At 44.8% G+C, this 13,261-nt stretch carries 13 protein-coding genes and 1 pseudogene; 6 read left to right on the forward strand and 8 right to left on the reverse strand.

Annotated features, from left to right (window positions below; translation table 11 throughout):
- Positions 1 to 34 precede the first annotated feature (34 nt).
- Complete coding sequence (locus ACUJFL_RS08820) at positions 35 to 2,746, forward strand: putative bifunctional diguanylate cyclase/phosphodiesterase (RefSeq protein ID WP_445429033.1); 2,712 nt, start codon at positions 35 to 37, stop codon at positions 2,744 to 2,746.
- Between the two features lie 69 nt (positions 2,747 to 2,815).
- Here ACUJFL_RS08820 and ACUJFL_RS08825 read toward each other — a convergent pair.
- A pseudogene (locus ACUJFL_RS08825) lies at positions 2,816 to 3,535 on the reverse strand (pseudouridine synthase); the annotation flags it as partial.
- 133 nt (positions 3,536 to 3,668) lie between these two features.
- On the opposite strand from ACUJFL_RS08825, the gene ACUJFL_RS08830 reads away from it, so the two are divergent.
- A complete protein-coding gene (locus tag ACUJFL_RS08830; protein WP_445429034.1) occupies positions 3,669 to 4,634 on the forward strand; it encodes an aldo/keto reductase in 966 nt (321 codons plus the stop codon).
- A gap of 67 nt (positions 4,635 to 4,701) precedes the next feature.
- Here ACUJFL_RS08830 and ACUJFL_RS08835 read toward each other — a convergent pair whose 3' ends face one another.
- Positions 4,702 to 6,333, reverse strand: a complete 1,632-nt coding sequence (locus tag ACUJFL_RS08835) for an electron transfer flavoprotein-ubiquinone oxidoreductase (protein WP_445429035.1) — start codon at positions 6,331 to 6,333, stop codon at positions 4,702 to 4,704.
- A 262-nt stretch (positions 6,334 to 6,595) separates the two neighbouring features.
- On the opposite strand from ACUJFL_RS08835, the gene ACUJFL_RS08840 reads away from it, so the two are divergent.
- The 3 genes from ACUJFL_RS08840 to ACUJFL_RS08850 all read left to right on the forward strand — a co-directional run bounded on the left by ACUJFL_RS08840 (position 6,596) and on the right by ACUJFL_RS08850 (position 8,961).
- Entirely contained in the window at positions 6,596 to 7,345 is a 750-nt protein-coding gene (locus tag ACUJFL_RS08840) for an electron transfer flavoprotein subunit beta/FixA family protein (RefSeq protein WP_226751479.1), read from the forward strand.
- Positions 7,345 to 8,271: an electron transfer flavoprotein subunit alpha/FixB family protein gene (locus ACUJFL_RS08845; protein ID WP_226751480.1), complete on the forward strand. Its 927-nt coding sequence runs from the start codon at positions 7,345 to 7,347 to the stop codon at positions 8,269 to 8,271. The genes ACUJFL_RS08840 and ACUJFL_RS08845 overlap by 1 nt, the downstream gene beginning before the upstream one ends.
- Before the next feature lie 195 nt (positions 8,272 to 8,466).
- Positions 8,467 to 8,961 carry a GNAT family N-acetyltransferase gene (locus ACUJFL_RS08850; RefSeq protein WP_226751481.1) on the forward strand — a complete coding sequence of 165 codons (495 nt, stop codon included), beginning with the start codon at positions 8,467 to 8,469 and terminating at the stop codon, positions 8,959 to 8,961.
- A 63-nt stretch (positions 8,962 to 9,024) separates the two neighbouring features.
- Here the strand turns inward: ACUJFL_RS08850 and ACUJFL_RS08855 are convergent, their stop codons facing one another.
- Positions 9,025 to 10,050: a CNNM domain-containing protein gene (locus ACUJFL_RS08855; RefSeq protein WP_226751482.1), complete on the reverse strand. Its 1,026-nt coding sequence runs from the start codon at positions 10,048 to 10,050 to the stop codon at positions 9,025 to 9,027.
- A 141-nt stretch (positions 10,051 to 10,191) separates the two neighbouring features.
- Entirely contained in the window at positions 10,192 to 10,632 is a 441-nt protein-coding gene (gene fur / locus ACUJFL_RS08860; RefSeq protein ID WP_226751483.1) for a ferric iron uptake transcriptional regulator, read from the reverse strand.
- 152 nt (positions 10,633 to 10,784) lie between these two features.
- On the opposite strand from fur, the gene ACUJFL_RS08865 reads away from it, so the two are divergent.
- Entirely contained in the window at positions 10,785 to 11,255 is a 471-nt protein-coding gene (locus ACUJFL_RS08865; RefSeq protein ID WP_226751484.1) for a DUF4442 domain-containing protein, read from the forward strand.
- A gap of 64 nt (positions 11,256 to 11,319) precedes the next feature.
- Here the strand turns inward: ACUJFL_RS08865 and fldA are convergent, their stop codons facing one another.
- From fldA to ACUJFL_RS08885, 4 genes are all read right to left on the reverse strand, one after another.
- Positions 11,320 to 11,850: a flavodoxin FldA gene (gene fldA / locus ACUJFL_RS08870; protein WP_226751485.1), complete on the reverse strand. Its 531-nt coding sequence runs from the start codon at positions 11,848 to 11,850 to the stop codon at positions 11,320 to 11,322.
- A gap of 13 nt (positions 11,851 to 11,863) precedes the next feature.
- Complete coding sequence (gene ybfE, locus ACUJFL_RS08875) at positions 11,864 to 12,136, reverse strand: LexA regulated protein (RefSeq protein ID WP_226751486.1); 273 nt, start codon at positions 12,134 to 12,136, stop codon at positions 11,864 to 11,866.
- 15 nt (positions 12,137 to 12,151) lie between these two features.
- Positions 12,152 to 12,349: a DUF2788 domain-containing protein gene (locus ACUJFL_RS08880; protein ID WP_226751487.1), complete on the reverse strand. Its 198-nt coding sequence runs from the start codon at positions 12,347 to 12,349 to the stop codon at positions 12,152 to 12,154.
- A gap of 64 nt (positions 12,350 to 12,413) precedes the next feature.
- Positions 12,414 to 13,175, reverse strand: coding sequence for an alpha/beta fold hydrolase (locus tag ACUJFL_RS08885; protein ID WP_445429036.1), 762 nt, complete (start codon positions 13,173 to 13,175; stop codon positions 12,414 to 12,416).
- Positions 13,176 to 13,261: the final 86 nt, after the last annotated feature.

A 13,261-nucleotide genomic window follows, 5' to 3' on the forward strand; every position in this document is an offset into this window, starting at 1 on the left:
ACTCATAAGCCTATGCAGTTAAATGGTGTGAAGAGTGCCTGAAACTTGGAAAGTAAACGATAGTATAAGCAGTGCTTCGGCCGTAGTGTTTTATCTGCTGACTGCAGGTTTTTACACTATTATTGCGTTATTAGGACTGGTCGAGCACCTTTTTTTAGCTAAGCTTATTCTGCCTTTACTGTCATTTAATTTAGTTCTCGCCACCGCCTTAGTCAGCTTGGGGTTAACCGCTTTACTCTTCAACCGTCGCAAACTGCAAATATTCTGCGGCCTATTGATATTAAGTTTTATCAGTTATCTGTGGTTGGCTACTCGTCGAGGCCAGCTGCAAGACTTAAGTGGTATGCCATTATCCTTGTTGTCGGTGCTGCTATTGTTAGCGGCGGCGATATTAGTCTGTTCGCATACGACGCGTGTTGGCCATTATCTTTGGCGAATTATGGCTTTCATTTGTCTTGTGTATGGCTGCTACGCGCAGCTAAGCTTGTGGTTTCCGCAACTGCCTTGGCAAAATACCACGCCCTTTAGCTCATCTTTATTACCCATTATGCTGATTATGGTCGGGATTTCGCTTTGGCTAAAACAGCATTTTCAGTTGCAGGTCACCCGGCCATTAAGCCATAGCGCTATTGCTGCTATGTTAATGTTTCAAGCCGGATATGGCATCTGGTTTGCCCTAAGCGTGTTTGATGTGCGCTATGAAACACACTTAGCCGAGCAAAAAGTGACTCGGGTGGTCAGCCAAGTACAAGCCCAGTTAGCGTTTTCTGAAGAATTATTTCAGCGTGCTCGTACAAGATGGCAGCGAGTTAATCCTGCTGAACGTTTACAATTTATCACAGAAGATCTGTCTGCCATTACGGCTGCCTACGATGTGGTCTATGGTGCTGTCATTTTTGATCAGCAACAGCAAGCCGTGTTAATGACGGGTAAAGCCGCTTCGTTTCAAGAACAAGGTTTGTTTAGTAGCGAGGGTACTCGGTCGTGGCTGTTTTCTGGCTCGGATCAGGAAGCCATGGCCATCAATCGTGCTTCGTTAGACAGTGATTTACCCATTATGATGTTGCGCTTGGCTTTGCCTGTTACAGACGCTTCGCCAGAATTTTTACTGGTGCTGATTAATTTACAACAAGCGTTATTAGTCGATAACTCTGTGGGCGCGGCAAAAATCCAAATTTACCTGGAAGTATTACCCCAGTTGCTGTTTACCGCTGATGCCAGTGGCTTTAAGCGGGCGACCTTACCTGATTTACAACGCCGTTATCCGTATCATCAACAAATTCAACCCGATCAAGCTAATTGGGGTAGTATTCCTTTTTATGTTTTTATTACCGATCTCACCGAGTTGCAAGCACGCAGTCGATTACATCAAATCATATTATGGGTATCGCTACTGTTCTGCTGCACCTTTATTTTAGCTGCTGATCGCACGCGTTTGTTGCGCCACGAAAAAGTGAAACTGTCTACCCTCGCTAAGTTTGATGATATTACCGGCTTATTGCGCCGCGATGCCTTTTATCAAGCAGTCGAGCAGGTGGTGATCCGTGAAAAGACGGCACCCGAAGTGATTATATTTATTGATTTAGACGGTTTTAAACCGATAAACGACAGTTTTGGGCATGATGTTGGCGATAAATTGCTCTCAGAAATGGCGCTGCGTATCCGTTTACTTTGTGGAGAACAGGCTTTATTAGCGCGTTTTAGTGGTGATGAGTTTTTAGTGTACTTACCTGAATCTCCCTTTGAGGCCACTGAACAGTTAGCGAATGCGTTGTTACGCGCTTTATCTCAACCTAGCGCAGTGACCGGGTTTGATGTGTATTTGTCAGCCAGTATTGGTATTGTGCAAAATCAAGAAGCCCATTGCAGCTCGCAATTATTAACCCAGCTTGCAGATGTGGCGATGAGTAATGCCAAACAGGCAGGGGGAAATACTTACCGTTTTTATCAAGATACCATGGCTGATAACTACCGCAATATTGTGGCTATGCGTAACAAGTTACAAGCGGCCCTCGATGCAGAGCAGTTACAGGTGTACTACCAGCCGGTGATGGAGTTTAGTACAGGTAAAACCGTTGCTATTGAAAGTTTAGTGCGTTGGCAGCATCAGGGGAGCTTTATCTCGCCTGTTTCTTTTATCCCGATTGCGGAACAAACCGGGCAAATCATTCAAATAGGCGAACAAGTCATGAAGATGGTGCTGCGTGATCTGGTTGAAAATCCGGGTTTAGCCAAACTTAGCGTGGCGATTAATGTGTCAGCACAGCAGCTTAGGCGTTATGATTTTGTACAATTCTTAGACGCAGTTTTAGCAGAATATCAGATTGACCCTGCGCGAATTTGTATTGAGTTGACCGAAAGTGCTTTATTAGAGGAGCAAGGCCATACGCTGGCGCTGCCTAATCAGATTAAAGCCTTAGGCTGTCAGCTAGCCATTGATGATTTTGGTACCGGCTATTCTAGTTTGTCTTATCTTTATCGGTTGCCGGCAGATATTGTGAAATTAGATCGCTCCTTTACCCGTGATCTTACCCACGATCTTAAGCAACGTAAAATTGTTGAAATGTTGGTCAGTACCTGCAATCAAATTGGTAAAACCGTGGTAATTGAAGGTGTCGAAACCGCAGAAATGAGTGAATTGTGTCAACAACTCGGTTGTGATCGGGCGCAAGGTTATTATTATGCGCGGCCGATGCCGTTAGCAGAGTTACTGACGTTTTTAAATCGCCCTGCAGAGCAGGGCTAGGTATACAAGAAGATGACCGTTGCTGCTGCTCGGTTATTCTTCGTGATCATGCTGGGCGCTAGCGGCCACTTTGCTGGAATCTTGAACCAGTTGGTCCAGCATTTTAATTTCGATCGGATCGAGTAAGCGCCATTTGCCGGGTTTAAGCTCTGCTAAACGAATATGCATAATGCGGATGCGTTTTAGCTTAACCACTTCATAGCCTAAAAACTCTGCCATACGGCGAATTTGCCGATTGAGCCCCTGCGTTAAAATGATCTTAAACGTATTACGTGAGATCTGGGTCACCTGACAGGGAAGGGTAACCGTGCCTAAAATAGGCACTCCCTGTGACATTTTCTTAATAAAGTAATCTGATATCGGTTTATTCACGCTGACCACGTACTCTTTCTCATGGGCATTGCCGGCACGCAATACTTTATTGACGATGTCACCGTCATTCGTTAAAAAGATTAAACCTTCAGAGGGTTTGTCTAAGCGGCCAATCGGGAAGATCCGCTCGGGGTACTTCACCGCATCAATAATATTGCCGGCAATATGCCGCTCGGTGGTACAGGTAATGCCTACCGGCTTATGATAAGCTAGATAAACCCGTTTGGGTTTTTCCTTTAAGGGTTGCCCCTTAATTAAAACAGTGTCAGCATAAGATACTTTCAGGCCCATTTCTGCCAGTTGACCATTTACGGTGACATCACCGGCAGCAATGTGGGCATCGGCCTGACGGCGCGAGCAAAAACCGGTATCACTGATAAATTTATTTAAACGGTATAAGGTAGCTTCTTCGGTCATAGCGTTGTCAGTAAACAGTATTAAAAGTTATCTAGCCCGCTAGTGTAAGTGTCTGGCTTGGTTTGTACAAGGTTTTCACCGCCGCGCGTTCAGCTTGATTTAGCAAAAGCCTTCAATTAATTGAGAATTCAGCATGACATTACCAATACATGACATTTTACCGCAAGCCAGCCGCATCAGTATGGGGTGTATGGGATTAGGCGGTGGTTGGAATGAAACCGAGGTAAGCCTCGCGGCCGAGCAGCAGGCTTTTGCCGTAATAGAGACCGCACTGGAGAATGGTATTAATTTCTTCGACCATGCGGATATTTATAGTCATGGTAAAGCTGAAACGGTGTTTGGTCGTTATTTAAACGCCCATCCTCAGCAACGGGAGCAACTGTATATTCAGTCTAAATGCGCTATTCGCTTACCGCAGACGGGGCAAGTGGGTTTATACGATTGTTCTAAAACCGCTATTTTGCGCGCTGTTGAAGAATCGTTACAACGTTTACAAACTGAGTATCTCGATCTGCTGTTACTACATCGGCCGGATCCTTTATGTCAACCTGAAGAAGTAGCTGAAGCTTTTAACCAGTTACAACAGCAAGGTAAGGTAAGACACTTTGGTGTATCGAATATGGGCTGGGCACAATTGCAACTGTTGCAGCAAGCCGTGACACAGCCGCTACGTGCTAATCAGTTAGAAATGAGTTTAGCGGCACATAACTGGCTAGAAGAAAGTGTCATGGTCGGTATGCCCGCCGCGGCAGGTCGTCACTTTGGTTATGGCACCATTGAATATTGCCAATTGCATAAGATCCAAATTCAAAGCTGGGGCAGCCTAGCACAAGGACGCTTTAGTGTCGGTTATCCTGGGCAGACGGAAGCAGAAAGTGCGGTCTGTCAGCTACTGCAACAATTTGCAGCAGAATATCAATGCACTACTGAAGCGATTATCCTCGCTTGGTTGATGCGCCATCCGGCACAGGTACAGCCGGTGATCGGCACCACCAATTTACAGCGCATTCGAGCTTGTGCCGAAGCGAGTCGTATTTTATTAAATCGCGAGCACTGGTATCAATTATATATTGCGGCTCGCGGCGAACGACTGCCTTAACAACCTAAATTGCATCAAGCAAAACGCCGCGTTTCTCGCGGCGTTTTTTTAAGAGCTTCAAACATGCTTACATATTTGGGTAGTTCGGCCCGCCGCCCCCTTCTGGTGTCACCCAAGTAATATTTTGACTGGGATCTTTAATATCACAGGTTTTACAGTGAATGCAGTTTTGCGCATTAATTTGCAATTTAGGATTAGCGTGTTCGTCTTCGATAATTTCATAGACTCCTGCCGGACAATAACGCTGTGCCGGTTCGGCATATTTGGCTAAATTAACCGTGATCGGAATGCTGGCATCTTTTAAACGTAGATGACAAGGCTGTTCTTCCTCGTGGTTGGTATTGGACAAATACACTGAACTTAAGCGATCAAAACTGAGCTGGTTATCTGGTTTCGGATAACTGATTGGCTGACACTCGCTGGCCAGTTTTAAACAAGCGTGATCCGGCGTAGTATCGTGTAGTGTAAAGGGTAATTTACCCTGAAACAGGTTTTGATCCAGCGTGTTATAAACACCACCAAAAAAGGATCCAAATTTATGGATGGCAGCACCAAAGTTTCGCGCGCTGTAAAGCTCTGTATAGAGCCAGCTATTTTTAATATTACTGGCGTAAGCCGTTAAATCTTCTCCACCCAAATCACCATTAAATAAGGCATCCGCAACGGTTTCGGCAGCCAACATACCCGATTTCATGGCTGTGTGATTACCTTTAATTTTGGCAAAGTTTAAGGTACCGGCATTACAACCGAGCAGTAAACCACCTTTGAAGCTCATTTTCGGTAAGCTGTGCAAGCCGCCTTTGGCAATAGCACGGGCACCGTAAGTCACGCGTTTGCCGCCACTAAGATATTGACGAATGACCGGATGTTGCTTATAGCGTTGAAACTCCTCAAACGGGTTCAGATACGGGTTTTGATAATTTAAATCGACAATTAATCCGACCACAACTTGCTGATCTTCGCTGTGGTATAAATAACCGCCACCGCTGGCATCATTTAAAGGCCAGCCAGCAGAATGCACGACTAAACCTGGATGATGTTGATCGGCAGGCACATCCCAAATTTCTTTAAAGCCGATAGCATAATGTTGTGGCGCGCTGTCTAAATCCAATTTAAATTGGTTTATCAGTTGTTTACCTAAATGTCCGCGGCAACCTTCAGCAAATAACGTATATTTTGCCTTTAACTCCATGCCGGGTGTGTAACTGTCTTTGGGTTGACCTTGGCGATCGACACCCATATCACCAATGATTATGCCAGCAACGGCACCGTCGTTTATCAGTAATTCGCTGGCGGCAAAACCGGGGAAAATATCGACACCTAAGCCTTCAGCTTGTTCTGCTAACCAACGACACAAATTGGCTGCAGAGATAATAAAATTGCCGCTGTTATGCATGGTTTTAGGTGCCGCTATACCTGGTATTTTTCGGGCTTGCTCGGCGTTATTAAACCAGTAGATATCATCATGGGTTACCGGTGTTTTCAGCGGTGCGCCAAGTGTTTGCCAGTCAGGTAATAATTCATTTAACGCTCTGGGTTCAAACACGGCCCCCGATAAGATATGAGCGCCCACTTCAGAGCCTTTTTCCACCACACAAACAGACAGTTCTTGAGCTGCGGCTTGCGCGCGTTGCATCAAACGGATAGCAGCTGATAAACCAGCTGGACCTGCACCGACGATGACAACCTCGTACTCCATTGCTTCTCTTTCCACTGAATACCTCTCTTGCTGCGTTGGGGGTGGCGGTCGCCAGAGTCTTAATGAAATTAACGCATTAAGTCACTCAGTAAACCGACGTTGGATGCTATAGTTTACATAATTGTCGCATCTAATACCGCTATCAGAATATTGCAGGTTGACGTTAACGTCAACAGGAAGTAGATTGGCAGGCATTCGACAAGTTAAACTTTACCTTCACGTAAAGCAGCCTGCAAAAGGCTGGCATTAATATGAGGCCATTATGAAGCTATTAGTACCGGTAAAACGGGTAATTGATTATAACGTGAAAGTTCGGGTTAAACCGGATCAATCTGGTGTGGATTTAGCAAATGTCAAAATGGCATTAAACCCGTTCTGCGAAATTGCTGTTGAAGAAGCGGTACGCTTAAAAGAAGCCGGTAGCGCTAGCGAAGTGATCGTGGTGTCTATTGGTGCAAAAGCGGTTCAAGAACAGCTGCGTACAGCCTTAGCTTTAGGTGCGGACCGCGCTATTCATATCGAAACTGACCTTACGCTTGATTCGTTACAAGTGGCTAAATTATTAGCCAAAGTGGTGGCAGAAGAACAACCACAGTTAGTGATTCTGGGTAAACAAGCGATCGATTCTGATAACAACCAAACCGCTCAGATGTTAGCTGCGCTAACCGGTATGGGGCAGGGTACTTTTGCCTCAAAAGTGGTGGTGGCCAATGATAAAGTGCAAGTGACGCGTGAAATTGACGGTGGCTTGCAAACAGTAGAACTGAGTTTACCTGCGGTGGTATCAACCGATCTACGCTTAAATGAACCGCGCTACGCCTCGCTACCGAACATTATGAAAGCGAAAAAGAAACCTTTAGATGTTAAAGCCGCAGACAGTTTCGGTGTCGGCTTAAGCTCAGAAGTACAGACCTTAAAAGTCACGGCACCACAAAGCCGTAAAGCCGGGGTCATTGTCGAGTCAGTGGCTGAGTTGGTCAGCAAGTTAAAAGATGAAGCGAAGGTGATCTGATGACGATTTTAGTAATTGCAGAACATAATAACGCGGCGTTAAAAGCGGATACATTCAAAACAGTACAAGCGGCAACCTTAATTGGCCAAGACATTCATCTGTTAGTGGCGGGGGCAGATTGCCAAGCCGCAGCTAACGAAGCCGCGACCATCGCGGGGGTCAGTAAAGTGTTGCACGCAGATGCGGCCGCTTACTGCCATCAACTGGCTGAAAATGTTGCCGCACTGGTGGCTGAGCTTGGCCCGAGTTACAGCCATATTCTGGCGGCCGCGACCACTACCGGTAAAAATATGCTGCCACGCGTAGCGGCTTTACTTGACGTGGCACAGCTTTCTGATGTGATTGCGATTGAAAGTGCCGATACTTTTGTCAGACCGATCTATGCCGGAAATGCTATCGCTACCGTGCAATCTACGGCCAAGATTAAAGTATTAACGGTGCGTAGTTCCGCTTTTGCTGCTGCTGCAACCGGCAATGCTGCAGCCATTGAAGTGGTGTCGGTGGTTAAAGATCTCGGTGTATCTCGTTTTGTCGCAGAAGAGTTAACCAAATCAGAGCGTCCTGAACTCACCGCCGCTAAAGTGATTATTTCTGGTGGCCGTGGTATGCAAAATGGTGAAAACTTTGCGCTGCTAAACGGTATTGCCGATAAGTTGAATGCGGCGATTGGTGCGTCTCGCGCAGCAGTGGATGCTGGCTTTGTGCCAAATGACATGCAAGTGGGCCAAACCGGTAAAATTGTGGCTCCTGATTTATATATTGCTGTCGGTATTTCTGGTGCTATTCAACACTTAGCCGGTATGAAAGACTCTAAAGTGATTGTTGCAATTAACAAAGACGCTGAAGCGCCAATCTTCCAAGTAGCGGATTACGGTATTGTTGGCGATTTGTTTAATGTGCTTCCTGAGCTTGACGCTGCACTGTAACCGCTGGCGTTAATAGCGGCTCGTTATGAAAAACGGAGTGGCCAAGCCACTCCGTTTTTTTAGGCCGCGACAAAAATCTTTACCTGCTTAACCCCGTCTTTTACATAATCTGCTGGCTTTTCTTTTGGCGCAACTTTACTATTTGCAGCTGTTATTTATCTTATATGGTCTGGTTCGTCTTCAGGGAGAAAAGTCATGTTACCGCTTATTCGACATGCAGAGCCGGCAGATATTGCGGCAGTGAAAGCCATTTATGATGCCCCCTTAGTCTATGCCAACACTCTACAATTGCCGTTTCAGCCGATGGCAAAATGGCAAAGTTTATTTGAACCGCAAGCCGGTTTTTATAATTTGGTGGCGGAATTAGAAGGTGAAGTCATTGGTCAATTAGGTTTACAGGTGATGCAGAATCCACGGCGACGCCATGCAGCGGATATTGGTATGGCAGTCGCTGAAGCGTATCAAGGGCAGGGTGTGGGCTCGTCACTGCTCCGTGCCGCCTTAGACTTAGCGGATAACTGGTTAGCCCTGCGGCGTATTGAATTACTGGTGTATAGCAATAACGACTCAGCGATTGCATTATATGAACGTTTTGGTTTTGAAGTTGAGGCGGAATTAACAGATTATGCCTTTCAATATGGCAACTATATCAATGCACTGCAGATGGTGCGGATTAATGCTGACCTTTAATCACAGCGCACCGCCGTTTTAAGACGCTTTAGGGTGAAACCTTAGATTTCACCCTAATATTTACTATTTCATCTCTTCCAGTTGTTTTTGCTTGTTCTCCCAACGGCGTTTCGCAAAACGACGCAGGTTGGGAATGTTATCGGTTTCATCCATAATCGGTTGGCCGATAATCGCTTCAAACACATCTTCCATGGTCACTAAACCCATCCAGCTGCCGTACTCGTCATAAACCAGCGCCATATGTTGCTGCTCGCGGATCAGCTGCGACATTAATTGCTCAACATTCATTTTATCCGAAATGACTTTAACCGGTTTTTTGATGTCTGAGGCCGTTTGTCCACTTTGATAATCCAACATGTCATAACGAAATACGATGCCGATGGGGGCTTCTTCGTGATCTAAAATAGGATAACGGGAATACTGGCCTTTTTTGGCGCGTTTCACTAAATCGGCTAACAATTCATCCGGTTTGGCATAATCACAAACGGTGCGCGGCGTCATAATATCGCGTACTTTGATTTCATGCAGATCCAAAATATTACTGATCACGCGTTGCTCATTTTCATCCAGCTTATTTAACTCGCGGCCCAAAATGGTTAAAGCTTTAATTTCTTGTCTTAAATCAAGTTCATGCTGGCCGCCCCCAAATAATTTCATCACCTGATCCGACATCCAGATAAAAGGTTTTAGCAGCAGAATCATCGTGTTTAACACGGGAGGCAACACTGGCACTAAGCTTGGCCAATAACGGGCACCGATGGTTTTCGGCACGATCTCTGAAAGAATCAAGATCAATAATGTCATTACCGCAGAAGCGATACCCAAATAGCCATCGCCAAATACAATAGTCACTTGCGCACCAACACCGGTAGCACCCACGGTATGCGCCACGGTATTGAGCGTTAAAATAGCCGCTAAGGGTTGGTCAATTTTTTCTTTAAGTTGTTTCAGTTTTTCGTATAGCTTTGGCTTGAGCAATTTTTGCTGCGCAATATAGCTCGGTGTGATGGAGAGTAGGGCGGCTTCAAGAATAGAGCAAATGAAGGAAACGCTGATAGACAAAACCACAAACGCGATCAGTAGACTCATAAAATTTAGCTTTAACACCTCTTTTTGCTAAGACAGCAACATTATATCAAGCGTATTTAACAATAGCTTTAAAATTATTGCTGATGTTGAGCAACGATATGAATAAAAAACCTTCACAAGGAAGGTTTTTAAGATTTCAATTTACTGATTTTGCGCGTAAAGCTTACATTTTGCCGTATCTTCGCACTCACCATACAAATACAAACTGTGATGGGTGAGTTTGATACCATTGCTGTTAGCAATTTCTAATTGGCGTCTTTCGATAATATCATCTTCAAATTCGACAACCTTACCGCATTTTAAACAAACTAAATGATCATGATGGTTAGCACCGGTGAGCTCAAACACCGATTTGCCGCCTTCAAAATGGTGGCGCGTTAAAATGCCTGCATCATCAAATTGGTTAAGTACTCGATAAACTGTGGCTAAACCGATATCTTCACCCAACTCCAACAGGATTTTATACACATCTTCAGCACTGATATGCTGATTTTTTGGATCTTGTAGGATCTCAAGGATTTTTACTCGAGGCAGCGTGACTTTGAGCCCCGCTTTGCGTAATTCGGTATTGTGATCGTTCATAAGTACTCTTTTTTAACGTGAACTTGCCAAGGATTATAAAGAGATCAGGTTTATATTCAAATGCTTTATGTACATTGCTTTTTTAAGAGCCACTCTTGTACTGTTAACGGCAATCGGTAGAATGCGCTAAACAGGTCTTACCAGGGGAACTTATGCGTTGGGCATTTAAGCCATCGGTGCTGCGGCATTTACTTAATTTTTGGCCGCCGTTTTTATTTTGTGGTATCAGAGTGGTGATATTAAGTGATGATTATCGCTATTGTAAAGTGGAGCTAAAATCACGGCCTTGGACCAAGAACATTAATCGCAGTCAATTTGGCGGTTCTATGTTTGCGATGACCGATCCCATTTATCCCTTGATGTTAATGGGCGCCTTAGGTAAAGAGTACCACGTTTGGGATAAACAAGCAGACATCAACTTTATTAGTCCTGGCTACAGTAAGTTGGTGGCTGAGTTTTGGTTATCGGATGACACCGTGGCCGACATCAAGCAACATACAGCGCAGGGTGACAAATATTTTCCACAGTTTTTGGTGCATATTCATGATGCTAAACATCAAGTTGTGTGTGAGGTCAATCGTACCTTGTATGTGCGAAAGAAAGCAAAATATCGCGCTGGCTAAGCATAAAAAAGGACAAAGGCTGCCCATGGCAGCCTTTGTTTGGAACGCATAACGCTTACTGCAATTACAGCGAAGCAAATTCAGCTAGACTCATTTCGTCATAAACTTGCTTGCACCACTGCTTAACCCTTTTTTCGGTTAATTCAGGTTGACGATCTTCATCAACCCCTAAACCGATAAAGTGGTTATCGTCCACTAAAGCTTTTGAAGCAACAAAGTTGTAGCCTGCGGTTGGCCAGTGTCCTACGATGATGGCGCCTTTAGGTTCGATAATGTCACGTAATGTGCCCATCGCATCGAGGAAATACTCAGCGTAATCTTCCTGATCACCACAACCAAAGATACCAACCAGTTTATTATTAAAGTCGATGCCTTCAAGTTCTGGGAAGAAATCGTCCCAGTCACATTGTGCTTCGCCATAATACCAAGTAGGAATGCCCAGCAGCAGTAAATCAAAATTCGCTATATCTTCTTTACTGCTTTTAGCGATATCCCGTACTTCTATTAACTGTTTACCCAGTTCTTTCTGGATCATTTTGGCGATATGTTCAGTGTTACCTGTATCGCTACCAAAAAAAATGCCAACTGTTGCCATGTTTTAAGCCTTCTTACCCGGCCAAAGCCTGTTCTAAAAGATGTTCAATAAAGTGACTACGTGTCATATTTGCTTGTGCAGCGGCCAAATCAAGCTTTTCACAAAGCTGTTCTGGCACTTTACACTCAATACGCTTTAAGCCCTTAACACGATCGCGTTTAATTTGATTACGTTTGTTTTGTTTCAGTTGTTCTTCCCGTGGCAACAAATTGGTTTTGGGCCGACCAGGACGCTTATCCAAAGCAAACAAATCAATAGTTGTGCGATCAGTGGCAATTTTCGCCATTAATCTGTAACCCTCTTATTCGAAAAAATACTGCACAATACTTTTCACGATAAACACCAGAGGTGATAAAAACAGCACTAGCCAAACAAAGATATGTCCGATTCTTGGTGCTTCACTTTTCTTCAAGACGTCTCGGATAGCTAGTACGATAAAGAAGTACAATCCGCCAAGTCCTAACCATAATCCAATGGTTTCAAACTGTTCTATGCTCATTGACATCGTTCGCCTCTGAAAAAAGTGCGCGCATCATAGCATATTTAGTGAAAAGTTTTCTGCGTTACGTCAATAAAAAGTCAGATACCAGCTTATTAAATGCACTGGGTTTTTCGGCATGTAACCAATGCCCTGTGCCTTGAATGATCTTCGCTTGTGCCTTTGGAAATAAGCCTAAGATAGTTTCGCGATGTTCTGGCAAAATATAATCCGATTCGGCGCCCTTGATAAACAAGACTTTACCATTGAATTGGCCCCCGGCTTGTGGCGCGCTTATCAGCTGCGGATACTGCTGTTGCAAGGCGGCTAAGTTAAAGCGCCAACGAAATACGTTGTCTGTTTTTTCTAAGCTCTTCAGTAAAAACTGCCGCACACCAGGTTCAACAATGTGCTGCGCCATTTGTTGGTCTGCCTCACCGCGATTGGCGATGTGCAAAAGATCAACCTGATTTAAGCCGGCAAAAACCGAGTTATGCCGAGCGCTGTAACTGACCGGAGCAATATCCGCCACAATTAAGCGGTCGAGTTGCTCAGGGTAACGCAGCGCAAATTCCATCACCAATTTACCGCCCATCGAGTGTCCTAACACTGCAAAAGGTCGCAGCCCTAAACCCTCTAAGGTTTCAGACAGATCGGCTGCCATCAGCGAATAGTTCATTTCATCACTGTGTGCGGAGCGGCCATGATTACGTACATCAATGTTGAGTACCTGAAAATGCTCGCTTAACGCACGCGCTACACCGCCTAAATTTTCTAAGCTACCGAATAAACCGTGGACTAACACCACTAAGGGGCCTTGGCCTGTTAATTGATAATGTAAAATCATAATTATCCTATCTGCGTAATTGCTGCTATTTTAACAAAACAGCGAACTGGCGTCAGTGGCAAAGCCTTTATATAATGAGCTGAATT

It is taken from the genome of Alishewanella sp. HL-SH05 (assembly GCF_052655985.1).